This window comes from Microvirgula sp. AG722 (assembly GCF_003269145.1).
GTDB lineage: Bacteria > Pseudomonadota > Gammaproteobacteria > Burkholderiales > Aquaspirillaceae > Microvirgula > Microvirgula aerodenitrificans.
On record NZ_QLTJ01000007.1, the window covers coordinates 15,905 to 42,585 of the forward strand.

The 26,681-nt window shown below is 67.5% G+C and carries 27 protein-coding genes; 1 reads left to right on the forward strand and 26 read right to left on the reverse strand.

Annotation, left to right across the window (positions count from 1 at the left end; genetic code table 11):
* Positions 1 to 101 precede the first annotated feature (101 nt).
* The 21 genes from DFO50_RS10655 to DFO50_RS10755 form a co-directional block, all read right to left on the reverse strand.
* Complete coding sequence (locus DFO50_RS10655) at positions 102 to 557, reverse strand: 3-hydroxylacyl-ACP dehydratase (protein ID WP_112692487.1); 456 nt, start codon at positions 555 to 557, stop codon at positions 102 to 104.
* Complete coding sequence (locus DFO50_RS10660) at positions 557 to 1,741, reverse strand: beta-ketoacyl-ACP synthase (RefSeq protein ID WP_112692488.1); 1,185 nt, start codon at positions 1,739 to 1,741, stop codon at positions 557 to 559. Before DFO50_RS10660 ends, DFO50_RS10655 begins: the two co-directional genes overlap by 1 nt.
* Positions 1,738 to 2,340, reverse strand: coding sequence for a DUF3261 domain-containing protein (locus DFO50_RS10665; protein WP_112692489.1), 603 nt, complete (start codon positions 2,338 to 2,340; stop codon positions 1,738 to 1,740). The genes DFO50_RS10660 and DFO50_RS10665 overlap by 4 nt, the downstream gene beginning before the upstream one ends.
* Positions 2,337 to 4,697, reverse strand: a complete 2,361-nt coding sequence (locus DFO50_RS10670; protein ID WP_028499524.1) for an MMPL family transporter — start codon at positions 4,695 to 4,697, stop codon at positions 2,337 to 2,339. The genes DFO50_RS10665 and DFO50_RS10670 overlap by 4 nt, the downstream gene beginning before the upstream one ends.
* Positions 4,690 to 5,295, reverse strand: coding sequence for an outer membrane lipoprotein carrier protein LolA (locus DFO50_RS10675; protein ID WP_028499525.1), 606 nt, complete (start codon positions 5,293 to 5,295; stop codon positions 4,690 to 4,692). Before DFO50_RS10675 ends, DFO50_RS10670 begins: the two co-directional genes overlap by 8 nt.
* On the reverse strand, positions 5,292 to 5,711 hold the full coding sequence (locus DFO50_RS10680; RefSeq protein ID WP_028499526.1) for a thioesterase family protein: 420 nt from the start codon (positions 5,709 to 5,711) through the stop codon (positions 5,292 to 5,294). Before DFO50_RS10680 ends, DFO50_RS10675 begins: the two co-directional genes overlap by 4 nt.
* Positions 5,701 to 7,245, reverse strand: a complete 1,545-nt coding sequence (gene hutH / locus DFO50_RS10685) for a histidine ammonia-lyase (RefSeq protein ID WP_028499527.1) — start codon at positions 7,243 to 7,245, stop codon at positions 5,701 to 5,703. Before hutH ends, DFO50_RS10680 begins: the two co-directional genes overlap by 11 nt.
* Positions 7,226 to 8,179 (reverse strand): acyltransferase, encoded by a 954-nt coding sequence (locus tag DFO50_RS10690; protein WP_112692490.1) that lies wholly within the window; start codon positions 8,177 to 8,179, stop codon positions 7,226 to 7,228. Before DFO50_RS10690 ends, hutH begins: the two co-directional genes overlap by 20 nt.
* Positions 8,176 to 8,913, reverse strand: a complete 738-nt coding sequence (locus DFO50_RS10695; RefSeq protein ID WP_028499529.1) for a glycosyltransferase family 2 protein — start codon at positions 8,911 to 8,913, stop codon at positions 8,176 to 8,178. The genes DFO50_RS10690 and DFO50_RS10695 overlap by 4 nt, the downstream gene beginning before the upstream one ends.
* The gene (locus DFO50_RS10700) at positions 8,910 to 10,598 is read right to left on the reverse strand and encodes an AMP-binding protein (RefSeq protein WP_112692491.1); all 1,689 of its coding nucleotides are present in this window, start codon (positions 10,596 to 10,598) and stop codon (positions 8,910 to 8,912) included. The genes DFO50_RS10695 and DFO50_RS10700 overlap by 4 nt, the downstream gene beginning before the upstream one ends.
* Entirely contained in the window at positions 10,591 to 11,133 is a 543-nt protein-coding gene (locus DFO50_RS10705) for a membrane protein (protein ID WP_028499531.1), read from the reverse strand. The genes DFO50_RS10700 and DFO50_RS10705 overlap by 8 nt, the downstream gene beginning before the upstream one ends.
* A gap of 7 nt (positions 11,134 to 11,140) precedes the next feature.
* The gene (locus tag DFO50_RS10710) at positions 11,141 to 11,398 is read right to left on the reverse strand and encodes an acyl carrier protein (protein ID WP_028499532.1); all 258 of its coding nucleotides are present in this window, start codon (positions 11,396 to 11,398) and stop codon (positions 11,141 to 11,143) included.
* Positions 11,399 to 11,465: 67 nt separating this feature from the next.
* Entirely contained in the window at positions 11,466 to 11,726 is a 261-nt protein-coding gene (locus DFO50_RS10715; RefSeq protein ID WP_028499533.1) for a phosphopantetheine-binding protein, read from the reverse strand.
* Entirely contained in the window at positions 11,713 to 12,492 is a 780-nt protein-coding gene (locus tag DFO50_RS10720; protein ID WP_028499534.1) for a 1-acyl-sn-glycerol-3-phosphate acyltransferase, read from the reverse strand. The genes DFO50_RS10715 and DFO50_RS10720 overlap by 14 nt, the downstream gene beginning before the upstream one ends.
* Complete coding sequence (locus DFO50_RS10725; RefSeq protein WP_107889280.1) at positions 12,485 to 13,195, reverse strand: beta-ketoacyl synthase chain length factor; 711 nt, start codon at positions 13,193 to 13,195, stop codon at positions 12,485 to 12,487. Before DFO50_RS10725 ends, DFO50_RS10720 begins: the two co-directional genes overlap by 8 nt.
* A gap of 284 nt (positions 13,196 to 13,479) precedes the next feature.
* Positions 13,480 to 14,574 (reverse strand): sigma-54-dependent Fis family transcriptional regulator, encoded by a 1,095-nt coding sequence (locus DFO50_RS10730; RefSeq protein WP_112692492.1) that lies wholly within the window; start codon positions 14,572 to 14,574, stop codon positions 13,480 to 13,482.
* 52 nt (positions 14,575 to 14,626) lie between these two features.
* Entirely contained in the window at positions 14,627 to 15,835 is a 1,209-nt protein-coding gene (locus DFO50_RS10735; protein ID WP_084300106.1) for an acyl-CoA dehydrogenase family protein, read from the reverse strand.
* Between the two features lie 11 nt (positions 15,836 to 15,846).
* Positions 15,847 to 16,995 (reverse strand): FMNH2-dependent alkanesulfonate monooxygenase, encoded by a 1,149-nt coding sequence (gene ssuD / locus DFO50_RS10740; RefSeq protein ID WP_112692493.1) that lies wholly within the window; start codon positions 16,993 to 16,995, stop codon positions 15,847 to 15,849.
* Positions 16,996 to 17,040: 45 nt separating this feature from the next.
* Positions 17,041 to 17,613: an FMN reductase gene (msuE, locus tag DFO50_RS10745; protein WP_107889275.1), complete on the reverse strand. Its 573-nt coding sequence runs from the start codon at positions 17,611 to 17,613 to the stop codon at positions 17,041 to 17,043.
* A 55-nt stretch (positions 17,614 to 17,668) separates the two neighbouring features.
* A complete protein-coding gene (locus DFO50_RS10750) occupies positions 17,669 to 18,796 on the reverse strand; it encodes an acyl-CoA dehydrogenase family protein (protein ID WP_112692494.1) in 1,128 nt (375 codons plus the stop codon).
* Positions 18,797 to 18,807: 11 nt separating this feature from the next.
* Complete coding sequence (locus DFO50_RS10755) at positions 18,808 to 19,917, reverse strand: acyl-CoA dehydrogenase family protein (RefSeq protein WP_051528903.1); 1,110 nt, start codon at positions 19,915 to 19,917, stop codon at positions 18,808 to 18,810.
* 276 nt (positions 19,918 to 20,193) lie between these two features.
* Here DFO50_RS10755 and gor point away from each other — a divergent pair, with 276 nt between their 5' ends.
* A complete protein-coding gene (gor, locus tag DFO50_RS10760; RefSeq protein WP_112692496.1) occupies positions 20,194 to 21,543 on the forward strand; it encodes a glutathione-disulfide reductase in 1,350 nt (449 codons plus the stop codon).
* A 103-nt stretch (positions 21,544 to 21,646) separates the two neighbouring features.
* Here gor and DFO50_RS10765 read toward each other — a convergent pair whose 3' ends face one another.
* The 5 genes from DFO50_RS10765 to gabT form a co-directional block, all read right to left on the reverse strand.
* Entirely contained in the window at positions 21,647 to 22,339 is a 693-nt protein-coding gene (locus DFO50_RS10765; protein WP_028499540.1) for a hypothetical protein, read from the reverse strand.
* Entirely contained in the window at positions 22,336 to 22,995 is a 660-nt protein-coding gene (locus DFO50_RS10770; protein WP_199489804.1) for a hypothetical protein, read from the reverse strand. Before DFO50_RS10770 ends, DFO50_RS10765 begins: the two co-directional genes overlap by 4 nt.
* Positions 22,996 to 23,049: 54 nt before the next feature.
* Complete coding sequence (locus DFO50_RS10775) at positions 23,050 to 23,697, reverse strand: hypothetical protein (protein ID WP_199489805.1); 648 nt, start codon at positions 23,695 to 23,697, stop codon at positions 23,050 to 23,052.
* A 140-nt stretch (positions 23,698 to 23,837) separates the two neighbouring features.
* Positions 23,838 to 25,298 (reverse strand): NADP-dependent succinate-semialdehyde dehydrogenase, encoded by a 1,461-nt coding sequence (gene gabD / locus DFO50_RS10780; protein WP_028499543.1) that lies wholly within the window; start codon positions 25,296 to 25,298, stop codon positions 23,838 to 23,840.
* Between the two features lie 71 nt (positions 25,299 to 25,369).
* On the reverse strand, positions 25,370 to 26,650 hold the full coding sequence (gene gabT, locus DFO50_RS10785; RefSeq protein ID WP_028499544.1) for a 4-aminobutyrate--2-oxoglutarate transaminase: 1,281 nt from the start codon (positions 26,648 to 26,650) through the stop codon (positions 25,370 to 25,372).
* Between the last annotated feature and the right edge of the window lie 31 nt (positions 26,651 to 26,681).

A 26,681-nucleotide genomic window follows, 5' to 3' on the forward strand; every position in this document is an offset into this window, starting at 1 on the left:
TGCTCCCCGCAATCCGGGTTCCACTCGCAAACTCGATGTCATGAATTGGGTAACAATAAAAATCGTCAAAAAAGCAGCCAGCCATCATACAGAAGCCTCTTTCAGTCCGCCCTGACGGCAACGGTGTCTTCGTCGGGACCGTAGACTGTCAGTGTGGCGGTCGCGACCGTGTCGCCGCGCAGCTGCAGCGCGCACTCGAACTGGCCCAGCCCGTTGTCGGACTGGAAAATCCGGGTCGCCGTCACCTGCAGCGTGTCGCCGGCAAGGAAGCGCGGGCAGCGGCATTCATAGCGCCGCGTACCGAGCAGGAAGCCGATCCGGGGTGTCTCGCCGACGCCGCGCGCCTGCCAGCCGGCCCAGGCGGCGACTGCCTGCGCCATGTATTCCAGCCCGACCCAGCCGCCAACGCCATCGTCGCCGTGAAACAGGTCGTCGGCGCGAATGTCGACTTCCGCCAGCACGCTGTCGCCGTCGCACGTCAGCACCCGGCTCAACAGGCACATGCGACCGGCATGGGCCACCAGTTCGGTCACCGGTATCCGGCTCGGATCGGTCATCAGGCTCTCCCCAGCAGCAGCACGGCATTGCTGCCGCCAAACGCAAATGAGTTACTCAGTATCCATTCCGGCTGGCGACCGAGCCGGCCACCGGCCGGCACCAGGTTCAGCACCGGCAGCGCCGGGTCGGCCACGCCATCCCAGCACTGTGGCGGCAGTTCGCCCTGCGGGTTGTCGTGCAGCAGCAGCCAGCCGATGGCCGCTTCGATCGCCCCGGCCGCGCCGAGCGTATGCCCGGTCAGCGGCTTGGTCGAACTGGCCGGGGTGCCGGCGCCGAACAGGGTGTGGACCGCCAGGCTTTCCATCGCATCGTTCTGCACCGTCGCGGTGCCGTGCAAATTGATGTAGTCGACCTGGCCGGGTTCGATGCCGGCCCGCGCCAGCGCCTCGCGCATGGCGGCCAGCGCCCCGGCGGCGGACGGATCGGGGGCGGAGATGTGGTGCGCGTCGGACGATTCGCCCCAGCCGGCCAGCCGCACCCCGCCCGGCTCGCGGCTCATCAGGAACAGCGCCGCGCCCTCGCCGAGGTGGATGCCGCAGCGGTTGGCGCTCATCGGGTTGCAGCGTCCGGGGCTGACCGATTCCAGCGCAGTAAACCCGGCCAGGGTGAAGCCGCACAGGGTGTCGACGCCACCGGTAATGACCACGTCGCACAGCCCGGCACGCAGCAGCCTGGCCGCACTGGCGATGGCTTTTGCACCGGACGAGCAGGCAGTGGACACCACCAGCGCCGGTCCGGCCAGCCCGAGCAGTCCGCTCAGCGCCAGCGCGGGCGAGCCCAGTTCCTGCATGGCGAAATCATAATCGGCCGGCAGGGCGCCGCCGGCATGAAACGCCCGCGCCGCCCGTTCGCTTTCGGCAATGCCCGAGGTGCTGCTGCCAAGCACGACGCCGATCCGCTCCGGTGCATGACGCGCCAGCGCGGCATCGACCGCCGGGCGGATCTGCGCCAGCGCGGCCAGCATCAGTGCGTTGTTGCGGCTGCGCCGGGCGGGCGGCAGCAAGGACAGGTCGGCATCAGCCACCGTCACCCGCCCCAGCAAGCGTGGCTGCCCCGGTGAATCGCATTCGTCCAGGCTGCCGGGCAGCGGCGTCCGGCCCAGCATGGCGTCGCACAGCGCCGCCTTGCCGTTACCGGCGGCGCAGACCACGCCCAGTTCGTTCAGGTAGACCGCGGCGCTCATGGCGCTTCCTCCGGCTGCAGGGCAGATTCGATGCGCAGCCGGTAGTGCTCGGCCACATTGTCCAGTTCAGCCGTGCCGATCCAGCGTGGCGCGCCGACGGCATAGCGGATGTTCACCACGGCGCTGCCGTCCCGGCTGCGCAGCACGCGCGCCCGTTCCGACTCGTCCAGCGTCCAGCCCGGCGGCAGCGCCGCCTGCAGCGCGCTTGCCGGCCAGTACACCAGTTGCACGTCGCGCAGCACATGCGCGGCGTCGACTTCCATCGGCAGCAGCGGATGACGCTGGCTGCGCAGTGTCTTGCCGTCATAGTCGAGCGTCAGCACGCGCTGGTTCATGACGAAACCGGCCAGCCGGACCCGTGCCGGGTCCAGTTCCAGCAGCACGTCGATGCTCCTGCCGGTCGATGCCGCCTCGCCACCGTTGCGCGGCACTTTCAGCACCGTCAGGCGCTGGACCAGGGTCAGCGAACTGCCGAGCGTGGCCGGTGCCAGCTGCAGCGGCGGCACGGCCGCGACCGGCGCCGGCGAACGCGTGGCGCAGCCGGTCAGCAACAGCAGGCAGAGCACGCCGCAGCAGCCCCATCGGTTCACGCGCTTCATGGCGTCCTTTCTTTTTGCCGCGCCGGCCCCGAGCAGAACATCGGCGCCAGCAGCCAGGCCAGGCCGATCCCGAGCAGCATGGTCAGCCCGAAGGCGCGCAGCGCCGGGGTGTGCGACAGCGCCAGCAGGCCGAACGACAGCAGGGTGCACGCCGCCCCCAGGGTGACCGACAGGAACGGAGCGCCGGCATCAGGGTCGGGCTGCTCCTGCAGGAAAATGCCGTAGTCCACGCCCATGCCGAGGATCAGCAGCAGGGCCAGGACATTGAACAGTTGCAGCGGCTGGCCGAACAGGGCGAGCACGGCGAGGGTCAGCAGGCTGGCCAGGGCGGTCGGCAGCAGCGCCCGCCACGCCTTGCGGCCGAAGCGACGCCACAGTGCCGCCAGCACCAGCAGGTAACTCGCAAGAATGACGCCGCCCATGATCTGCCGGTACCGGCTCAGCACCGACGACACTTCCGCCACCTTGTCGACCCAGCGCACGCCGGGCAGTCCGTCGGCCAGTGCCGCCAGACGCGGCAGGCGATCGGGCGAGTCCACGCCGCGCAGCATGATCACGCTGGCGTAGCCGCCATCGAGCCGGCCCAGCCACAGCGGCCGCAGCGGTTCGGAGACCGGCGCGGCCAGCCAGCGCGCCAGGGTCATCAAGGGCACCGGGCCGGCAGTGCGGGCGGCGGCCGGGGTTTCTCCCAGTCGCTGCGTGGCCAGCGCGATGACCCCGCCGTCGCCATCCAGCGTCCGGCGCAGCAGCGCCACACTGGCGCGCTGGCGGGCCGCCGACGGCACCCAGTCGGAGACCGCCTGATAGCCGCGTATCCAGCGTGCGCCGACCAGCGCGTCCAGCCGGGCCTTCAAGGCTTCTTCCCGGGCCAGCACCTGGTCCGGCGTGGCCCCGCGCACCAGGTAGAACTGGGCCGGGCTCGGCAGGTCGAGCAGGCGGGAAATGGCCAGTTGCTGTTCGATCAGCGTCGCCGGCGAGCTCTGCAGCAGGCGGATGTCGTCATTCGCCTGCAGGCGCCAGCCGCCCCCCAGCAACAGGCCGGCCAGCAGCAGCGCCAGCAGCAGTGTCGCCCGGTTGCGACCGACGCGCGGCCAGTAGCGGCGCGCACGACCGATGGCAGCGGACAGCGGCGTCACCGACATGTAACCGCGTTCAAGGAACGGGAACCACAGCATGACGGTCAGGAAGGAGGCCAGCAGGCCGACGGCGGAAAACACCGCCATCTGCTTGAGGCCGGGAAATGGCGTCAGCGCCAGCGCCAGATAGCCGATCAGCGTGGTCAGCAGCGCCAGCCCCATCACCGGCGCCTGCTCGCGCACCATGCGCCAGCGCGAGGCCGGCGGCTGGCCGAGCCGGCCGGCAAAATAGTTGGTGCCGTAGTTTTCAGCCACGCCGACCAGGCTGGCGCCGAATACCAGTGTCAGCAGATGCAGCCGGCCAAACAGTGCGGCAGTGACCGAGATGGCAGCCAGCAGGCCGACGCCGATGGCCAGGGTCACCAGCACCCGCGGCCGCAGCGCGCTGAAGGCGAACACGGTCAGCAGGATGATGCCGGCCAGCGAGCCGAAACCGATGGTGTGCACTTCTCGCTCGGCCTGGCTGGCCGCCGCCGCCGCATGCAGCGGGACGCCGGCGCTGAGCACGCGCACGCCGGGCGCGGCCTGCTGCGCGGCCTGCGCAGCGCGTTCCAGCCACGGCATCAGCGCCTGCTGGGCGGAGATCGAGAACGCCGGCCCCTGCTGCTCCAGCATCAGGACCGCATGGGCGCGACCGTCCACCTGCAGCGACAGCCGGCCGTCGGCCGGCCGCACCCGGCTGTCGGCCGCACGCTCGGTCAGCCAGTCGCCATACAGGTTCAGCGGGTCCTCGATCCACGGCCCCAGCCGCGGCATGCCGACCGGGCGGTACAGCGCGGCGACGGCATCGTCGGCCAGCGCCTGCGGCGACCGGCTCGCCAGCCGCTCCGCCTGGCGCGCACTGAGCAGGGCCTGCCGGTACGGCGCAAAGAACGACAGCCAGTCGTCGGCCATCCGGTCGCTGACCCGGTATTGCAGCGCCAGCGGCAGGCGCGCCGAGGCCAGCACGGCCGCATAGGCATCGCCGGCGCGGCGGGCGTCAGCCCAGTCGTCAGCGCCGACCAGCACCACGATGCGCCGGGTGGCCGCATCGGCCAGGCGACGGGTGGCCTGCTGCACGGCCGGGTCGCGCTGGTCCTGCGGCAGCATCGCCAGCACGTCGGTGTCCAGTTGCAGCCGGTCGCCGGTCCACAGCCACAGATTGTGCCCGGCGACCAGCGCGACCAGCAGCAGCCAGAGCAGCGCCAGCCGGCGCATCAGCGGGGAGGCGGCGTCAGTCAAACCGGGCGGCCTCTTCGGCAGTCAGCGCGGGCGGCGTGCTGCGCAGCGCGGAGAACTGGATATGCGTGCTGTCGCCATTGCTTTCGTCGATGGTGATCTGGCGCACGTAGCGGTCACCGGACAGGTCTACCCGGCGCATGCTCTTGGCCAGTGCCGCATGGCGCGGCGTCAATGTCAGCGACCACGACTTGCCGGACAGCTTGCCGTCGATGGTGAAGTATTCCTTCAGCGCCAGCACATCGCCGCCGAGCAGCGAGAACATCAGGTTGTTGATGACCCGCACCGACGGTTCGCGGCCGGCGTCGAGCTGGAAGGCAACGCGGCCATCCTGGGTCGCCACGATTTCATTGCGCGTCATGCGCAGCTCGCCGGCGAAGGGTTTGCGGGTGTGCCACAGCACCCCGCGCTCGCGCGAGACCAGGAAATCCCCGTTCGACGCCAGCGGCTTCCGGAAGCCGGCCACCGACTTGCTCTGGGTGAAATCCCCGCGCAGCAGCGCCGGTTGCGCGAGTCGTTCGCGTACGCCGGCCACCAGATCGGCGGCCTGGGCCGCACCGACCGCCAGCCACAGGGCCAGGCCCAGCCACAGCCGTCTCATGCCACCTCCACGCCGAGTTTTTCCCACAATACCGGTGGGCAGACGTAGCACATCTCCCCGCTGTCGAGGCCGACCGCCACCTGGATGGTCCAGGCCTCGTTCAGCTTTTCGCCGCTGTCGGCATCGGTCATCCGGTAGTCGATCTTCAGCCGGTTTTCCCATTCGACAATGCGGGCACGCAGCCGCACGCGCTGGCCGTACACCAGCGGCCGGACGTACTTGAGCCGCATGTCCACCACCGGCCATGCATAGCCGGACGCCCGCATCTGCGGATAGTCGTAGTCGAAGCGCGCCAGCAGCGCGCAGCGGGCGATTTCGAGGTAGCGGACGTAGTTGCCATGCCAGACCACTTCCATCGGGTCGAGGTCATGGAAGGCCGGCGTCAGTTCGATCTCATGACTCAGCTCAGTCGTCATACAGGCTCCAGGCTTCGGCGCGGATCGCCGTCAGCAGCGATTGCAGTTCTCCGTCCAGCGCGCGGTCCTCGACGATCAGCGGGATGCGCGCGGCCAGATCGTCCAGCGTGGCGGCCAGTACCGGGCTGAGGTCGGGGTCGTGCCGCAGCCGCAGCGCCACGCCCTGGCGGGCGCAGATCAGCATGGCGGCCAGCACCTGTTCGGACAGTTCCAGCACCCGCAGGCAGTCGCGGGCGGCGATGGTGCCCATGCTGACCTTGTCCTGGTTGTGGCACTCGGTCGAACGCGAGAACACCGAAGCCGGCATGGTCTGTTTCAGCGCTTCGGCGGTCCATGCCGACACGCTGATCTGCAGCGCCTTCAGGCCATGACTGATGGCGGCGCGCGGTCCGGTCGCCGCACTCAGGTTGCCGGGCAGGCCCTGGTTGTAGCGGGTGTCGACCAGCAGGGCCATCTGCCGGTCCAGCAGGTCGGCGACATTGGCCACCGCATTTTTCAGCCCGTCCATGGCAAAGGCGATATGCCCGCCATAGAAGTGGCCACCATGCAGCACCTTGCCGTGGTCGACGTCGATGATCGGGTTGTCGTTGGCGCTGTTCAGCTCGTTCTCGATCATCATGCGGAAGAACGGCAGCGCCTCTTCCAGCACGCCGATCACATGCGGCGCGCAGCGCAGCGAGTAGCGGTCCTGCAGCCGGCGTTCATTGCGCGCCGGCCGGTCGCTGGCCAGGTCGGCACGCAGGCGGGCGGCGGTCAGTTGCGGTCCGGCGTGCGGTTTGACGGCAAACAGCGCCTGATCGAAGTGGTAGGCGTTGCCGGCAGCGGCAAAGACATTCAGCGCGGTGATGCGGGTCGCCAGCCGGGACAGGTAGTCGGCGCGGCGCCAGGCGAGGCAGGCCAGCGCCGTCATCACCGCGGTGCCGTTCATGATCGCCAGTCCTTCCTTCGGCCGCAGCGTCAGCGGCGCGACGCCGATCGCGGCCAGCGCGTCGGCGGCGGCGCACGGCTCGCCACGGAACCAGACCTGCCGCTCGCCGCACAGCACCGCGGCCAGGTAGGACAGTGGTGTCAGATCGCCACTGGCGCCGACCGAACCTTCGGCCGGAATCATCGGCAGCACGTCATGGCGGAGCAGGGTTTCGATCTGTGCCAGCAGGGCCACGCTGACGCCGGACGCGCCCTGCGACAGCGATGCCAGTCGCGTCGCCAGTACGGCACGGGTTTCTTCCGGGGTCAGGAAACGCCCGGCGCCGCAGCCGTGATAGGTGTACAGCCGCGATGGCAGCTCGGCCACCAGCTCCGGCGGCACGGCGACGGTGCACGAGTCGCCATAACCGGTGGTGACGCCGTAGACCACGCCGTCCTCGGCCAGCAGGCGGTCAAGGAAATCGGCGCCGGCGGCGATGCGCTGGCGGAACGCCGGGGCAGGCGACAGCACGGCCGCGCGCTCGCGGCGACTGATGGCGACAATGTCTTCCAGGGTCAGGCGGCTGCCGTCGAAGCAGACGGCGTTATCAGGTTGATCGGACAGCATGGGGCAAGGCTTTCTGTTCCCAGAACGGGAAAAAATTGAACCAGTCATAAGGCGATGCCGCCAGCAGCGCGCCCAGCCGTCCGGCATAGCGCGATGCCTGTGCGGCCAGCGCCTGCTGGCGCTGCTGGCGTGGCAGCACGACGCGCCCGGCCAGCAATTCGAAATGCAGGGCATAGCCCTCGCCGTCGTGCAGGCAGCCCAGCAGGTACAGCGGGCACTTGAACAGCGAGGCCAGCAGATACGGACCGACCGGAAAGGCGGCGTCATGACCGAGGAACGGGACGGTCACGGTCTGGCCGGAGCCGACCGGCACCCGGTCCCCGGCAATGACCACGTATTCGCCGGCCTCGACCCGCTCCGCGAGCATGACGGCCGTGGCCGGGCCCAGTTCGCTCACTTCGAGCAGGGTCAGCGCGGTATCGGGATTCAGTCGCCGCAGCACCCGGTTGAACTGTTCGGCATGGCGGGTATGCACCAGCACGGTCAGTTTCAGGGTCTCGGTCCGCTCGGCCAGCGCACGGCACAGCTCCAGGCAGCCGACATGCGCGGTGACAATGACGCCGCCCTGCCCGGCACGGATCGCGGCCAGGATCGGTTCGGCACCGAGGGTGCGCACGCGCTGCAACGGGTAGCGGCCGGCAACGGCCAGCAGCTTGTCGAGCAGGGTGTCGGCAAAGGTCAGCAGATGGAAAAAGGTGTCGCGACGGCGGGCGGGCCGGCCGAGGGCACCGGTTGCCGCCTGCAGCCGGTCCAGATACTGGCGCGACTGCGCACGCACATCGGGGCGCCCCAGCCAGTAGGCGAGCACGACCGGGTACAGGCAACAGCGGAACAGCCGCCGGCCGAGCAGGCGCTCGATGCCGTACAGCAGCCAGATGCCGGCGACGAACGTGTTCTCGCCCAGCTCGGCCCAGTGCGCGCCGCGTTCGCTCATCGGCGCAGTCTCCGCCACAGCAGCAGCGGCGCGCGCAGCAGCATGCCGGCGAACAGCCCGGCATGCAGCCGGGAAATCAGCACGTTGTCGCGCAGGACCCGAAAGTGCGACACGCCGTCTTCCGGATAGCGCACCCGTGTCGGCAGACTGACGATGCGCAGCCCGCGCCAGACCAGACGCACCAGGATCTCGATGTCGAAATCCATGCGCCGTCCAAGCCGGACCGTATCCAGCAGCGCCAGCACCGGCGCCAGCGGATAGACGCGGTAGCCGCACATCGAGTCGCGGATTTCCAGCGACAGGGTGTTGATCCACACCCATACATGGGTCGCGTAACGGCCATACAGCCGTCCGGCCGGCACCGAGGCGTCGTAGACCGGGCAGCCGCAGATCACCCGCTGCGGATACTGTTCGGCCAGCGCCAGGAAACGCGGAATGTCATCGGTGTCATGCTGGCCATCGGCATCGATCTGCAACGCCTGCCGGTGGCCCAGGCGTGCGGCCTCGCGCAGGCCGGCCATGACCGCCCCGCCCTTGCCCTGGTTGCTCGCCAGCCGCAGCAGGTGAACGCCGTCGGGGTCGGCGGCGGCCAGCGCATCCAGCGCGGCGGCGCAGGCGGCGTCGCTGCCGTCGTCGACCAGCACGCAGAACAGGCCATGACGGCGCACGCCGGCCAGCACCTGGCGTACGGCATCGCCATGGTTGTAAACCGGGATCACGGCGCAGACCGTCATGCCGTCTCTCCAAAAAGGATCCGCCCGCCGGCATGCCGGCCGGCATCCGAGTCGAAGGCGAAGGTCAGCGAGCCCCGCGCCGCATCGAAGTCCAGCGTCAGCGTCAGCACGCTGTCAGGCACGATCACCTGCTGGAACTTCAGCACTTCCAGCCGCTGCACGGTCGCCGGCAGCGGAAACAGCTCGCGGCCGAAACGGATCGCCCACTCGATCTGGGCGATGCCGGGCAGGATGGGCCGGCCGGGGAAATGGCCGTCGAAGTACGGGAGGCCGGCCCCGGCGCGCAGCCACAGCCGGACGGACTGCGCCTCGCGCGCCAGCAGGCACACGTCGGGCCGGCGCGGGTCGAACCAGCGCGTCAGCGCCGCCTGGGTGATTTTGCCCTGGCTGTCGACCGGCAGCGCCCAGCCGTAACGCCAGTGGCGCGGCAGCACGCTGGCTTCCACATCGCACGCCAGCCACTGCCGCAGCCGGCGGCCGAAGGCGCCGCGCCCGTCGGCAACCAGCGCCGCGCGACCGGCGGCACTCGGCACGGCGGCGACGCCGAGCCGTTGCCGCGCGCCGTCCAGCGGCAGCACGCGCACTTCGTCGAGCAGGCCGGACGCCAGCAACCGCTGTTCCATCGCCGTCAGCGAGACGCGCTTTTCCTCGATCTTGACGATGCGGTCCTGACGGCCCAGCAGCAGGAAACCGTCGCCATGCGGCCGGGCATGGTCGGCGGAGCGGAACCAGTCGTCATCGGGCAGGTTCGGCGAACGCACCCACAGGGTGTCCTCGTAACGCAGCGTGACCGCCGGGAACGGCAGCCAGCCGGTGGCGTCGTCGCGTTCGCGCTGACGCCAGGCGATGCCGCCGGTTTCCGAGCTGCCGTAGACCTCGATCGGCGCCTGGCCCAGCAGTTCACGGCACACCGGCACGGCGTCGTCCGGCAGCGGACCGCCGGACGAGAACACCGCCCGCAGGCCGCGCGTGGCCGTTGCCCAGTCCAGCCCGGACGGCAGCCGCTTCAGGTGCGCCGGGCTGGCGACCAGCACTGCCGGCTGGCCTGCCAGGGCGGCCACGATGTCCTCCGGATACGCATGTCGGGTGGCAATGAACGGACGACCGCTGGTCAGCGGCCACAGAATGCGGAACAGCAGGCCGTAGATATGCTGGTGCGAAACGGTAGCGAATACCGGTGCCTCACCCAGCAGCCCGTCCCAGCAGGCGGCCAGCGTGCCCACTTCGGCCATCATCTGCCGCAGGCACTTGCCGATGGCGGCCGGTACCCCGGTGGAACCGGAGGTATGGATCACCAGCGCGGAAAAATCAGGGTCCAGCGGCTGCCAGTCCGGTGTGGCGGCCCCGCTCAGCGGCGTCAGCGGCAGACAATCGGCCGGCAGATCGCCGGCAAAGCGGTCGACCTCGTCGCGCAGTCGGGCCAGCGTGCCCGGCTGCGCATCGGCCGGCAGCACCACGGTCTTGCCGGCATGCCAGGCACCGAGCAGTGCGCAGGCGAAGTCGAAGCTGTCGTTGAAGTACAGCGCCACGGTCGGACCGGGCTCGGCGGCAAAGGCCGCGTGCCAGTCTGTGCAGCCACGCAGCAGGGCGGCGTAGTCGAGCCGGGCGCCATCGCGCCAGGCGACCGTGCTGTCCGCGGCGCGGCCGCGCGTCAGCAGGGTATCGAGTGTCAGGCGTTCAGGCATGGTTCCTCCCTGCCCTGACCCGCCGCCGCACCAGCCATTCACCGGCGAACAGCACGCCCATCAGCAGGTAGGAGATCAGGCCGTTGTACAGTGCCCAGGTGGCGGCATCGCCCCACAAGGCGGTCAGCAGCGAGAGGCTGCCGTTGAACAGAAAAAATCCGCACCAGACCTGGGTGACCTTGCGGGTGTAGCCGACGGCCTCGGGCGGAAAATCCGGTTCCATCCGTCGCGCCAGGCGCTCGATCACGCTTTGCGGGCTGTACAGGCTGGCCGCGAACACCGCCAGCAGCACGGCATTGATCAGCAGCGGATACAGTTTCAGCGGCCAGGCCGCGTTGGCCAGCAGGCCGGCCACGGCCAGCACCAGCGTGCCGGCGGCCACCACCAGCCAGACCCGGTCGCGTTGCCGCCAGGCGCGCAGCAGCGCCACCGCCACCAGCGGCACGGCCAGCCAGCGCGGCTCGACCAGTCCGAGACCGAAATAGACGATCAGCGGGTAGGCGAGCAACAGCAACGACGCGAGCAGCGTGGTCATGGGCGGTTCAGCTCGGGTCCGGCGCGTGCATCAGGGTGTGCAGCGCGTCGACGACATCCTGCAGCGTACGGACCGACTTGAAGGTTTCCGGGTGCAGGCGCTTGCCGACCAGCGGGCGCAATTTCACGATCAGGTCGACCGCGTCGATGCTGTCGATGTCGAGGTCTTCCTTCAGCCGGGCTTCCGGCCGGATGCGCTCGGCATCGATTTCAAAACATTCCTGCAGGGTGGCCGACAGGCGGTCGAAAATGTCCTGTTTGTTCATTCTGTTCTCTCTGGCTGGCGGCGAAACGGGGAATGCCGCACGGGTTGCTGTCAGGTCGGGGGCGCCATCAGCGCTGGCGGCTCGCCGCGACGAAGGAAGCCAGGGCGCGCACGCTGGCGAAATGGCGGCGGGTTTCTTCCGCTTCGGCCGACAGGCTGACGCCATAGCGCTTCTGCAGCACCAGCCCCAGTTCCAGCGCGTCGATGGAGTCGAGGCCGAGGCCGTCGACGAACAGCGCCGCTTCCGGGTCGATGTCGTCCGGGGTCACGTCTTCGAGATTCAGGGAATCGATGACAAGCTGTTTGATTTCCAGCTCAAGGGATTGCATGGATCGGGATCTCCGTCGAAAAGTAATGGCTCAGATAGCGGGTCAGTTGCCGTACGGCCAGCGCTTCGCTGCCGTCGGCTTCCAGAAAGGGCGCGACTTCGATGTCGTCACGGACATCGAAGGAAAAATCGATGATGCGCGGCGGCACCTTCCACCACGGCAGTTCCTTGCTCAGCGCGGGCGGCGAGCAGCGGATATGCACGGGTGTCATGTCGCAGCGTCCGCGAATGGCGATATTGGCCGCGCCGCGCTGCAGTTGCAGCGGCCGGCCGGGGGTGGTGCGCGTGCCTTCGGGGAAGATGATCAGATTGTTGCCTGCCCGCAGCGACGCGATGCAGTCGTCGATCACGCCGACGCCGGAATCGTTGCAGATGTAGCTGGCGGCCCGGACCGGGCCGCGGGTGAACGGATTGCGCGCCAGCCCGGCCTTCACCACGCAGTCGGCGTTCGGCACCATGGCGATCAGGAAAACCACGTCGATCAGGCTCGGGTGATTGGCCAGAATCAGCTGTCCGCCGCGCGCCAGCCGCTCCTGCCCGCTGATCCGGTAACGCAGCAGACCGAGCCCGCACATGATGTCGACGAACAGGCGGAACGAATGGTGGATGGCCAGCCGCGCCCGCCGCGTGCGGCGCACCGGATCGCGATCCAGCCACTGCAACAGCGGAAAGTACGCCAGCCACAGCAGCAGGCCGCCGAGGCCGAAGACGGAAAAGGCCAGCCCGGTTGCCAGCAGGCGCCAGGCGCGACCGGCGCGTTCAGTCATGCCGGCACCATTGCCATTGCCGCACCCCGACCCGGCGGGTATAGGCCGGCCGGTCCGACAGCAGAAAGGCCAGCGCGGCCAGATCCGGCGGCAGCACGCCGTCGGCCACGCACTCCCGGCCGGCCTCGCCGGTACAGAGGCTCAGCCCGCCCGTGTCGGTGGCCTCCAGCCGACAGGCCCAGCCGCGCGGAAAGGTGACCCGGTCGGCAAATGCCTGGTAGCGCGCCGGCAGCGGCTCGTCATACACCACGACCATGACCGCCGGCGCCCCGTCGGCCAGCAGGCCGCCGGCTTCGACAAAGGCGGCTTCGACGGTTTCGTCACCGGCGGCGATCGCCGAGTACGGCTGGACATCGTGACGGGCAATCGAGTACAGCGCACCGATGGCATTGTGAACCGACAGGCTGAACGACGCCGGTGACACCTGGCCCTCGCTGACCAGCGAGTCGAGCAGGGTCAGCGAGCGGCCGACTTCGCCATGGCGCGACGCAAGCACGACCGGGCAGGCATCGTCGTCGGCCTGGCACGTGTAGGCGGTTTCCAGCGCGACCCGGCCCAGCGGATCGAGCCGTCGGCGCATCATCGCCGGCATCGCTGCCAGCGCCGGCTTGCCATCGACCGGCAGCGGAAACGGCGCCGCCAGCCAGCGCAGCCAGCTCTCGCTGTCCGTCAGGCCGGGCGCCCATGCGGCCCAACGCACCATTTTCCACCTCACCGCCATCACCAGTCGTTCCGTTTTCTCATGCGTGCCCGGCACGGATTCCGGGGAAATCCGCGCAATTCTTTTGGCATATAAAATATGGCGGACATTTTAATCCATGCCGCGCATAAAGCCCATAAATGGCGCGATGATGGCCGTCAGTACGTTGTTTCCGCCCAACGCCGGCGGGTATGGCAGCGAGGAATTCTGAACGTTATTGGCGCATTTCCCGCAGCGGCCAATTAACTAACGATTAATTCCAAAATAGAGAAATTCTGAATCTGGGTTCAACCCTGTGACCCGCGCTCGCGCACCGACAACAGGCCGGCACGGATCAGCCGGGCGCGGGTGACGCTGCGGCTGAGGCCGAGCAAGCGGGCGGTATGGACCTGGTTGTCCTGGCTGCGTGCATAGGCAAAACGCAGGATCGCCGTCTCGATTTCTTCGAACAGCCCCTCCCGTCCGTCCTCGGCGCACAGGGCATCAAAGGCCTGCTCCAGCAGCGCCATTCCGGTCGAAGGCGCCATGGGCGGCAGCGCGACGGGGACCGCTTCGGTCGCCGCTGGCGCAGACAGGCTGTCCAGGCGGGTCAGTTGCAGGTCATCGGGGCGGATCTCGCCGTCGCGGCACACCAGCAGGGTGTGATGGATGACGTTTTCCAGTTCGCGGATATTGCCGGGCCACGCATGCCGGCGCAGCTTGTCCTCGGCGCGGGCGTCGATGCGGATGCGCTCGTAACCGAGCCGTGACTGGTACAGGCGGATAAAGAAGTGCGCCAGCGGCAGGATGTCGCCCGGCCGGTCGCGCAATGGCGGCAGTTCGAGCCTGACCACGTTCAGCCGGTAGAACAGGTCTTCCCGGAAGCGGCCGGCGGCGATGGCCTGTTCCAGCTGGACATTGGTCGCCGCCACAATGCGCACGTCGATCGGCACCGGCTTGCGCGCGCCAAGCCGCACCACTTCGCGCTCCTGCAGCACGCGCAGCAGCTTGACCTGGATCGCCAGCGGCAGGTCGCCGATCTCGTCGAGAAACAGGGTGCCGCCATTCGCAGCCTCGAACCAGCCTTCCCTGGCGGCAAAGGCGCCGGTAAAGGCCCCCTTCTCGTTGCCGAACAATTCGGCTTCAACCAGGTTTTCCGAAAAAGCACCGCAGTTCACCGCCACGAACGGTCCGTCAGCGCGCACGCTGAGCGCGTGCACGTGACGGGCGATCAGTTCCTTGCCGGTTCCGGTTTCGCCCATGATCAGCACACTGGCATCGCTGGGCGCCACCCGGCGGATGCGCGACAGCAGCGCCCGCGACGCCGGGTCCTCGAACACCTGCGCGGTCGCGCGGATCGAGGTGGCCAGCGCCTGGGCATTGGGAAGTGTCAGCAGCGTCATCGGCGGGGCGACCCCGGCTGCGGGTGCAGGACAGACAGGATGGGCAGGGACATCAGGAATAAAAGGATGGCGCGGGCGGCTGCTGGTTCAGCGCCCAGTCTCCGAGTTCGCGGAGCTTGTAGTCTACGGGATCGTGCAGGGTCTGCGTTCGCAGATTGCGCCAGTGGCGATCCAGCCGCAGTGCGGCATGGGTGGCACGCGCGCCGGTGACTTCGAACAGCCGGGTGCAGACATCCAGCCCGATCCGCGTCGCCGCCACCTTGGCACTGGCGATGCTGACCGCCAGCCGGCCGCGCTCGTCCGCCGTCAGGGCGTCGCCGCACGCCCAGGCATCGTCCAGCATCCGCGCCGCACGTTCGACCAGTGCGCGCACGCTTTCCAGGCCAAGCCAGAACTCGCCGTAGTGATTGAGCACGTACGGGTCTTCGCCAACCGTCGCCGCCGCGGAGCGATGCCATGGTCGCGCCTCGTGCAGCGAGAAATGCCGCGCCTCGTCGAATGCGCCCTCGGCGATGCCGAGATAGACGCAGGTCAGGGTCAGCTGGGCAATCAGCGGCCGCAGGCACGAGAACGGCGTGGTCAGCGGACCGGGGTCGGCCAGGATCTCGCTGTTCTCCACCCTCACCTGCTCGAACTGCACCGTGCCGCTGTCGGTCTGGCGCTGGCCGATGCTGTCCCAGTCATCCAGCAGGGTGATGCCGCTGCGCGCGGTCGGCACGGCGGCAATCAGCAGCCGCTGGTCATCGGCATGCCGCGCCGACACGATCAGCATTTCCGAGTCCAGTGCGCCGGAGCAGAAGCGCTTCTGCCCGGCAAACAGGTAGTGGCCCGGCCGCGGCCGGGCCTGGGTGCGCGGATCGAGCGGGTTCAGCGCATTGCCCCAGAACCACTGCCGCCGCGCGGTATGCTCGAACCACGGCTGCCACTGCGCCGGCCCGGCGAACAGGCGCACGGTCGCCAGCATCAGATGCTGGAAACCGAACACATGGGCGATCGACGCATCGACGCGGGCAAAGCGGCGCACGATGGTCAGCATCTCGCTCCAGCTGGCCCCCAGCCCGCCGAACTCGCGCGGGATGGCCAGCGTCAGCAGCCCGCTGCGCCGCAATGCATCGCGCTCGGCCTTCGGTGTGCCACCCGCCTGGTCGCGCGCCACGGCCGTGGCGGCGAAGCGCTGCGCCAGTTCATCGGCAATGGCGAAGATATCGTCGTGACGCGGGCGGGCACGCCCGGCGATCGGCGGGGCCAGGGTATTCAGCATCGGCGTCTCCGTCAGGCTGCAGGGCGTTCGCGCATCGGCACGATGTCGTTGGCAATCATTTCCCCGAACGGGCCGGTCAGGTTGCCGCTGCTGGCCACGCGCTCACGCAGCCCCAGCGGCAGCAGCGGAAACACCAGTTCGGCGAAGCGGTACGCTTCCTCCAGGTGCGGGTAACCGGAGAAAATGAAGCTGTCGATGCCGAGCGCCGCGTATTCGAGAATGCGTGCCGCCACGGTTTCCGGATCGCCGACCAGCGCCGTGCCGGCGCCACCGCGGACCAGCCCGACGCCGGCCCACAGGTTCGGCGCAATTTCCAGCTGGTCGCGGCGGCCGCCATGCAGTTGCGACATGCGCCGCTGCCCTTCCGAATCGAAGCGCGAGAACGACTGCTGTGCGGCGGCGATCGTCTCGTCCGACACCTGCTCGATCAGCTTGTCGGCGGCGGCCCAGGCTTCGGCGGCCGTCTCGCGCACAATGACGTGCAGGCGGATGCCGAAGCGCACCTCGCGCCCGAGCCGCCGGGCGCGGGCGCGCACGTCGGCGATTTTCTCCGCCACCGCCTGCGGCGGCTCGCCCCAGCTCAGGTACACGTCGACCTGCTCGGCGGCCAGATCGTGCGCCGCATCCGACGAGCCGCCAAAGTACAGCGGCGGATACGGCTGCTGATGCGGCGGGTACAGCGCCCTGGCCTTTCTGACTTTCAGGTACTCCCCGTCATAGTCGACGCTTTCACCCTGCAGCACGCGGCGCCAGATATGCAGGAATTCGCGCGCGGCCGCATAGCGCTGGCCATGGTCGAGAAACACGCCGTCGCCCTGCGCTTCGTCAGGATCGCCGCCGGTCACGACATTGATCAGCAGCCGGCCACCGGACAGCCGGTCCAGCGTCGCCGCCATCCGCGCCGAAACCGTCGGCGAAATGATGCCGGGCCGGACGGCGACCAGATAACGCAGTTGCCGGGTCAGCGGCGCCAGTGCGGACGCCACCACCCAGGCATCCTCGCACGAGCGCCCGGTCGGGATCAGCACGCCGTAATAGCCCAGTTCGTCGGCAGCCTGGGCAATCTGTTTCAGATAGGCCAGCGTCACCGGGCGGGCGCCGTGCGACGTGCCCAGATAGTGGCCGTCGCCGTGGGTCGGTAAAAACCAGAAAACCTGCATGGTCGCTTTCTGTATCGGGGAAGTCGGGAACAAGGGTGAGGTCATTCAGGCCGCCAGCAGCTCGGCCGCCACCCGGGTCTGTCTGGCCCGCAGCAGCGGCAGGGCCCGCTCGACCGCCAGGTCGATGCGCGTCTGCAGCGCCGGGCTGCTGACCCGGTAGTCGCTGAAGTCGGTTTCGGTGCCGTATACGCCGATCGGCAGCGTCAGCGACTGGAAGAAGCTGAACAGCGGTCGCAACTGGTGATCGATCACCAGCGCATGGCGGTCGCTGCCGCCGGTGGCGGCCAGCAGCACCGGGGTGTCGACCAGTGCGTTCTGGCCGACCAGATCGAAGAAGTGCTTGAACAGGCCCGGATAGGTGCCGCGGAACACCGGAGCGGCGACAATCAGGAAGTCGGCCGATTCGACGGCCGCAAACTGTCTGCGTACGGCCTCCGGCAGGGCCGATACCGAAAAGGCGCCGCCGAGTGCCTTGCCGATATCGCTGATTTCAATCACATCGATATCGACCGGCAACCGCTCGGCAAAGCGCTCCAGCAGGGCTTCCACCAGGGCGGCGGTGCGGGACGGGCGCTGGAAGCTGCCGATGACGGCAGCGATTTTCAGTCTGTGTTGCATGGCATGAACTCCTGTTGGTGCAGCCATCGGCCCGTGGCCGTGGCGAGGGATGGGGTCAGTACGCGCCATGGCGCGGAGGCGGTGTGCCATTCAGGCAGTGGTCGCCGATCACGCGCGCCTGTTGTCGCGCGGGGCGACCGGCGTCATGACGACGGGCGTCGCGCCAGTGCCGGTCCGGGCGGGCGGCATCCGCCAGCAGGCGGCGACCGGCCAGCTCGAACACGGCAGCGCCAGCCTGCGATGCCAGATCGGCGCACAGCACCCGCGCCGCCGTGACGGCCAGCGCGGCCGCATCATGAATGGTCTGGCCCGGCACGGCGGTCAGCGCATCGACCTGCAGTGCCGCGTCGTCGAGCAGCGCACCGGCAGCGGCCTGGCAGGCGCCGAGCCAGCCAAAGCGCGCCAGCCGCTGCGCATCATGGTCATGGCGCAAGACGGCGGCGCTGTCCGCCAGGGCGGCATCGGCGATGCCAAGGTCGATGGCAGCATGCAGCAGCTGGGCCAGCGGTCCGACCCGGCCCGGCGTGTCGAACACCACCCGGTACGGAATCACCGCCAGTGGCCCGACCTCGACCTCGTCGATCGCCACGCCGCCATCCGCTTCGACCCGCAGGCCGGCACTGCCGCGCGGGACAAAGGCCAGCAGCAGGTTGCCATCGCCGGATCTGACCGACAGCGCCACCCAGTCGGCCTGCGCCGCGCCGCCGGCATCGCACTTGCGTCCGTCGATGCGGTAGCGACCGTCGACGCAGTGAATGCGGGTTTCGATCCGACAAACCTCGTCGACACCGGTTTCCGCCAGTGCGGCGGCAAAGCGTTCGCCGTCCAGCGCCCGCCGGAAAAACGCCTGTTTCTGCGGCTCGCTGCCGGTGGCGCGCAACACTTCGAGCACCGCGTAGTGGCTGTGCGCGATACGGGCCAGCGCCGGGTCCCCGGCCGCCAGCAGACGGATCAGCTGCGCCAGGGTGCCGCTGCCGACACCACCGCCGCCATACGCCTTCGGCACGGCCACGCCGCCCAGCCCGCTGGCCCGGAACTGCGCCAGCGCGTCGGGGACACCGCCCTGCAGCCGCAATGCCAGTTGTCGCGCCGCATCGAGCGCCTGCGCGTCATCGGCGCGGGATGCCGTATCAGTCGATGGCGCCGGTCGACGGCGGCGGCGGGGTACGGGAGAAACGGTCATGAGGATTCCAGTCAGAAAGGGGCGCGGAGAGGCGCGGCAGACGGCAGGTCCAGCAGCCGTTCGCCAAGCTGGCGGCAACTGTCGGCGGATGGCGCGTACTGTGCATGGGCCCGGGCATCGCGCCAGCAGCGATCGCGGTCATCGCCATCGACAGCCGGGACCGGCCCGGCCAGCTCGAACAGCGCATCGACCGCACGCAGCGCGATATCGCCGCACAGCACCCGGGCCTGGAGCACCGCCACATCGGCGTCGTTGCCGGCATCCAGCGCGCGGGCAGCGTGGCGCAGCAGTGTCTGCGCCGCAGACAGCCGCACCTGCAGTTCGCCGATCGTCGCCAGCAGCGCATCGGTCTGCGCCCCCGGCCGGCGCCGGGTGCCATCCAGTGCGGCCGCCGCCATGCCGGCGTCGATGGCAGCGGCATACAGCGCCACCGGCGATGGCGACCGGGCCGCCCCGTCGAGGTCGAACACCCACTTCGCCGCGACCGTGACCTGCGTCAGCCGCAGCGTGCCGCCAGCGACGGTGCGCAGCCCGACCGGCACCGCTTCATCCTCGATATCGAGGCCATGCGCGTTATGTGGCACCAGCGCCAGCCACGTCCGCTGCCGGGCGTCCCGGGCCGGCACCGCCAGCCACTCGGCAAAGCCGGCGCCGGCGACCTGGTGCAGCTCGCCGTTCAGACGCAGCGCGCCGCCGGAATCCGGTTCGCCATCGACAGTGCCGGCCGGCGCGGAGGCGAAATGCCGTCCCTGCAGCAATTCGCGGTACAGCAGGCGCTGTTGCGCCCCGCCCGCCGTCCGCAGCCGTTCCAGCGTGTCGACATGGGCGAGCAGAATGCGGGCAATCGACGGATCGGCCGCCGCCAGGGTGCGAAAGATCGCGGTCAGGGTCTGGCGCGATACCCCGGCACCGCCGTGCTCGCGCGGCACGGTCACCGCCCACAGCCCGGCGCGGGTCATGGCCGCCAGTTCGTCCCATGGCAGGCGCCGCTCGCGGTCGCGCACGGCAGCCCCCGGCGCGAATTGCGCGGCCAGGGTACGGGCGGTGTCCAGTGCTTCATCGTCGCTGCGGATCAGGTGCACGGCGATGTCGACGATCGGTTCGATGGCGCGGATGGTCATCAGGGGCTCCGGCAAATTTCTCATAACTGTTCAGCAGCTTGCGTGCCAGAAACCCAACCTTCTGTTATATAAGCCTTTCCCCGTTTCGCGCGCCGATCACTGTACGAATCCGGACAGCGCCACTGTCCGGATTCGTACAGCGGCATGGCCCCGATGCGGGAAATGCAGCAGCGCCGGTCGTCGGCAGACGGCCCGGTCTGCTATCGTTCGGTCTCGTTCCGGCATGCCGGCCCCACCTACCGGCCCTTGCGGCCTTCACCGGGAGACTCTCGCCCCATGGCTCAATACGATCTCGACCTGTTTGTCATCGGCGCCGGTTCCGGCGGGGTACGCGCGGCGCGCGTCGCCAGTCAGCACGGCGCACGCGTCGCCATCGCCGAAGAAGCGAATTTCGGCGGCACCTGCGTCAACCGTGGCTGTGTGCCGAAAAAACTGTTCGTGTATGCGAGCCGCTTTGCCGCCGAGTTCGAACAGGCCGCCGCCTATGGCTGGCAGCTGCCGAAGCCCGCCTTCGACTGGCCGACGCTGCTGCGGAACAAGGATGCCGAGATCGCGCGTCTGGAAAGCGTGTACCGCCGCAACCTCGACCAGGCCGGCGTCACCATCCATGCCGAACGTGCCGTACTGGAAGATGCGCACACCGTGCGTCTGAGCACCAGCGGCAAACGCCTGACCGCCGCCCATATCCTGATTGCCGTCGGTGGCCGGCCGCATGCCGGCCCGGCCTTCCCCGGCCAGGAACTGACCATCACCTCGGACGAGGTGTTCCACCTGCAACAGTTGCCGCGTCGCATCCTGATTGTCGGCGGCGGCTATATCGCCATCGAATTCGCCGGCATCTTTGCCGGACTTGGCGTCAACACCGCACTGCTGCATCGCGGCCCGCACGTGCTGCGCGGCTTTGACGAGGAAATCCGCACCACGCTGGAAGACAGCTACCGCCAGCGCGGCATCCGCATGCTGCTGAACAACACGCTGGCCCGGCTGGAGAAAACTGCCGACGGACTGCGCGCCACCCTGGCTGACGGCAGCACGGTCGAGACCGATGTGGTCATGCTGTGCGTCGGCCGCCGCCCGTACACTGGCGAGCTCGGGCTGGACGCGGCCGGCGTGGCCACCGGAAAGAACGGGGAGATCCGGGTCGATGCGCAATCGTGCACCAATGTGCCGTCGATCCACGCAGTCGGCGACGTGACCGACCGCGTCAACCTGACCCCGGTCGCCATCCGCGAAGGCCAGGCCTTTGCCGACAGCGTGTTCGGTCAGCGACCGGCGACTGTCGATCACTCACTGGTACCCACGGCGGTGTTCTCGACCCCGGAAATCGGCACGGTCGGCCCGAGCGAGGAAGCCGCCCGCGAACGCTACCCGGCACTGAAGGTGTATCGCGCCCGCTTCCGGCCGATGAAAACCGCATTTGCCGCCAGCAACGAACCGATGCTGATGAAGATGCTGGTCGACGGCGAAACCGACCGGGTGGTCGGCGCCCATGTGCTCGGCGAAGGCGGGGCGGAGATGATCCAGTTGCTGGCGGTATCGATCGGCATGGGCGCGACCAAGGCCGACCTCGACCGCACCATCGCACTGCACCCGTCCGCCGCCGAGGAATGGGTGACGATGCGCTGAGTATTCATTGAGTACTCATTGGCCTGCGTGAGCAACCCGGGGTTTTCCCGGTCCCGGCCATGAGGACACCGCCCCCCGGGATGACATCACGGCATGCTTGTGGTCAATCCGACGACCACTGCGCATACAGGCCGGCACGACGGAAGTTGTCACCGTGCTGCTGCGATGGCCCTCCCGGGCTTAACCGCAAATAGCTGCAATCATCTGCAGGCCGCTTTTCCCTGGTCCGGCGAAGGTCCCAATAACCATCCGTGGAAAGAACCCAGGCTTGTCCCCCCGTCTGACTGAGCTCCATCACCTCGGGAGTGGCAAGCCGGCAAGCTTTGAGCACTCGGGTCACAAGATGACGATCCGGTGACCGGCCTGCCTGCGCAAGAGCGGCCTCAAGGGTATGCACAGGGGTCTGCCACTGTTCTTGCTGCCCCTTTTCCTGTGACCCGACCCGGCAATCTCCGCAAACAAATGCGGTGCAGGGATGATCGTCATGAGGAATGAGCAATGCAGCAAAACACGCTCTTTCCTGGAACAACTTCGCCTGGCGAAGAGGTTGTCTGGCCTCCTGCATCATGCCGATGACGCGGTCAGCGGAAGGAGGGTGCTCAGGTAGCTGTTTCAACAAGGCGTCCAGCCAGATGGCATTGAACAAAGACGCATCGTTCCCCTTGCCCGAAGCATCCATGATGATGGCAAAAGTGTAGGCGTCACTGGCATATAGCCCCCCGGCATCACGGTTCTCATTTTGTTCTGTGCCCTTGACGCTGGCCCAGTGAAAACCGTACCGCCGGGCGCCATTCATGCGCCGCGGCCTTGAACGGCAATCAGCCGGATACGGTCAAACAGCGCCTCTTCTCTTGATATGTCGTTATTGGCTGCAGCTTGAACTGCATAGTCGAAATCCCGGTGCATTTGCAGTGCCGCCATCTGTGTACCGACATACGCCCTCAGTGCGGCGGGAGCATCCAGTATTTCACCGATCAATTCCGTGCGACCATCAATCAGCGTCAGGATGTCTTCAATATCCCGGCTCTCTATCGGATCATCATTTCCACGCTGCAGGTATGCTTCAAGCTTTGTAGCCATGAAGTATGTTGGCGGTATCAGCCGGATCGTGAGTTGAGCAGGCAGCACATATGGCTCTGCTTTCAGGAAGGCGTCCCGGTACCACTGATTCGTAAAGCCCAGGACGCTTGCATCGTCCGGCATAAAATCAACGCGCAGTTCTCCCAGCCGCATGGCGCAGACAGGATCCTCACTGGAGACAAGGGAATCCCTGAATCCCTTGCTGCGCAGCTTCTCGACCAGCACGTGCCATCCGACAGTGCTGATCACGTGAACAATCAGATCAACGTCGTCAGTATGTCGGACCTGCCCTTGAGAATAGGTGTCTGTCACGAATAGTGCCGTGGTGCATCCCCCGACAAAAGCAACCTCATTGCACAGTTCCTGGCCCATTGCTTGTGCCACAGCAGTTATCATCGCAACGTGGTTTGCCCGACTTGCCATTTTTCAGCCTCGAAGCAATTTTTCGAGTTCAGCAATAGCCAGGCTGCGTTCCCTGGGCAACCCAAGCCGGATCGAGTCTACCGCGGCCAGCATGGCATACAGTTCCGCATCGTGAATCACCGCCATCGGGACTGTTTTGTAAAGGGGCGCCACGGCCGGGCCTGCAGCGTTGCCTTTTGCGTATGGCCATACCGGAACCGCGTCTCCCGAATGCAACTTGCCCTGAAAAATCGGCGCGGTAAGACAGGTTGCGATTCCGCGCGTGGTCTCCTGCATCCTGACCGGGAAAACATAGCGGATACCGTAAACGAGAAACTCCAGCAATGCCCTTGTGTTGACTGCTGGAGGCTCGCCTTTTCTGCCGGGTCTGGCGAGCCCGCTGAAAAAGCAGCGGGACATCACATTGCTGACCTCTGATTTGCCTATGCCAGTGAGCCGGGCAAGTCCTCTTGCACTATACCGGCCAAAGGGCGCTTCCCCCGCCCCGGGATCATCGACAGGCTCCCCGCCCTCGATATCCCGTGACCACGCCACTGACTGGTCGTCCGCAGGGTAGTCATATCCGCTGCCCGTACCTTCATGTCGCCCAAGGGCGACCAGCTTGAGCAACAAAAAGACATCTTGACTCTTCATATTCGTCACAACCAGCACGTCCACAGTCCATGGACAATGGACACACTGTCACCATCAGGCGTTGCGTTGTCAAGTGTGGAGGACGCCGCCGCCTTTCAGAGCGGAAAACAAGGAAAAAGGGCCATGACGGCCCTTGAAGGTAAAGCGCAATGCGCTGATCAGCGATCCAGCCCGGCCAGCAGCAGGTACTTGATCTCGACGTAGTCTTCGATGCCGTACTTCGAGCCTTCACGGCCAAGGCCGGACTGCTTGATGCCGCCGAACGGTGCGGCTTCGTTCGAGATCACGCCGGTGTTGATCCCGACCATCCCGTACTCGAGCGCTTCGCCGACACGGAAGATGCGGCCGATATCGCGGCTGTAGAAATAGCTCGCCAGGCCGAATTCGGTATCGTTGGCCATCCGGATGACGTCGGCCTCGGTGTCGAACCTGAACAGCGGGGCCAGCGGGCCGAAGGTTTCCTCGCGGGCGACCTTCATGTCCTGGGTCACGCCAGTCACGATGGTCGGCTCGAAGAAGCTGTGGCCCAGCGCATGGCGCTTGCCGCCGGCAATGACCTTGCCGCCCTTGGCCACGGCGTCGGCGATATGCTCCTCGACCTTCTCGACCGCCTTCTCGTCGATCAGCGGGCCCTGGGTGATGCCGGCGGACGCGCCGTCGCCAATCTTCAGTCCGGCCACGGCGGCGGCGAACTTCTCGGCAAACGCATCGTAGACGCCGGCCTGCACGTACAGCCGGTTCGCGCAGACGCAGGTCTGGCCGGCGTTGCGGTACTTGCTGATCATGGCGCCTTCGACGGCGGCATCGAGATCGGCATCGTCGAAGACGATAAACGGCGCATTGCCGCCGAGTTCCATCGACACTTTCTTGACCGTGCCGGCACACTGGGCAATCAGTTCGCGGCCGATTTCGGTCGAGCCGGTAAAGCTGAATTTGCGCACCAGGTCGCTGGCGGTCATTTCACCGCCGATGGCAGCGGCCGAGCCGGTAATGACGCTGAACACGCCGGCCGGCACGCCGGCGCGGTGGGCGAGTTCGGCAATCGCCAGCGCCGACAGCGGGGTCTGGCTGGCCGGTTTGACCACGATCGGGCAGCCGGCGGCCAGTGCCGGGGCGGCCTTGCGCGTGATCATGGCATTCGGGAAGTTCCACGGCGTCACGGCAGCACATACGCCGATTGGCTCCTTGATCACCAGCACGCGCTTGTCGTTCTGATGGGTCGGGATGGTATCGCCGTAAATGCGCCGGGCTTCCTCGGCATACCATTCGATATAGCTGGCGCCGTAGGCGATCTCGCCCCGGGCTTCGGCCAGCGGCTTGCCCTGTTCGGCAGTCAGGATGGCCGCGAGGTCATCCTGCGCCGCCATCATCAGGTCAAACCATTTGCGCAGGATGCCTGCGCGTTCCTTGGCGGTCTTCTTCTTCCACGCCGGCCAGGCGGCATTGGCCGCTTCCAGCGCGCGCCGGGTTTCCGCCGCCCCCATGCGCGGCACGCGGGCGATCACTTCGCCGGTGGCCGGATTGGTGACCGGCAGGGTTTCGCCGTTGTCGGCGTCCAGCCACTGTCCGTTCACATAGCACTGCTGGCGCAACAGTCCCGGATCTTTCAGGTTCAGCATATGGATTCTCTCTCTCGTGTTGGCCACAACGACACGCCGGCCCCGCGCGGGGCCGGCGGACGGACTCGGGTTCAGGCGTTTGCCGCGTGCAGCAGGGCCGCTTCGAGCTTGCCCAGCGCTTCGTCGAACACCGCATCTTCGATGGTCAGCGGGAACAGGAAGCGAACTACGTTGTAGTACATGCCGCAGGTCAGCAGGATAAGGCCATTGGCCAGGGCGTGCTGCTGGACCTTCTTGGTGAAATCGGCGTCCGGCTCGTGCGTGCCCGGCTTCATGATTTCGAGGGCGACCATGCCGCCCAGACCGCGCACGTCGGCGATATGCGGCACGCGGCTCTTCAGCCCGTTCACGCGTTCGCGCAGCTGGTCACCGAGGCGGACCGAGCGTTCGCACAGCTTCTCTTCGGCGATGACGTCGATGACGGCCTGCGCGGCGGCCAGCGCCAGCGGGCTGCCGGCATAGGTGCCGCCAAGGCCGCCGGGAGCCGCCGCATCCATCAGTTCGGCACGGCCGCTGAGCGCGGACAGCGGGTAACCGCCGGCCAGCGATTTGGCCATGGTCACCAGGTCCGGCTGCACGCCGGAATGCTCGATGGCGAACATCTTGCCGGTACGGGCAAAGCCGGACTGGACTTCATCGGCGACCAGCAGGATGCCGTGTTCGTCACACAGGCTGCGCAGTTCGCGCAGGAAATCGTACGGGGTAACGTTGAAACCGCCCTCGCCCTGCACCGGTTCGATGATGATCGCGGCGACGCGCTTCGGGTCGATTTCGTACTTGAACAGCCCCTTCAGCGCCTGCAGGGCATCTTCGCTGGACACGCCATGGAACGGGTTCGGGTACGGCACGTGATAGACGTCGCCCGGGAACGGACCGAAGCCCAGCTTGTACGGCGCGACCTTGCCGGTCAGCGCCATGCCGAGCATGGTGCGGCCGTGGAAGGCGCCGGAGAAGGCGATCACGCCGGCACGGCCGGTGGCCACACGGGCGACCTTGACCGCGTTTTCCACTGCTTCTGCGCCGGTGCTGAAGAAGGCGGTCTTCTTCGCGTGCTTGCCCGGGGTCAGGGCATTGATCTTTTCTGCCACATCGACGTACAGCTCGTACGGAACGACCTGGTAGCAGGTGTGCGAGAACTTCTTCGACTGGGCATCGACTGCCGCGACCACTTTCGGGTGCAGGTGGCCGGTGTTCAGTACGCCGATGCCGCCGGCGAAGTCGATATAGCGGTTGCCTTCGACATCCCAGATTTCGGCATTCTTGGCATGGTCGGCATAAAAACCACACATGACGCCGACGCCACGCGGCGTGGCGGCATCTTTGCGGGCTTGAAGTTCAGCATTCTTGCTCATCTTGTATCTCTCCTGGCGGCGGGCAGGCCCG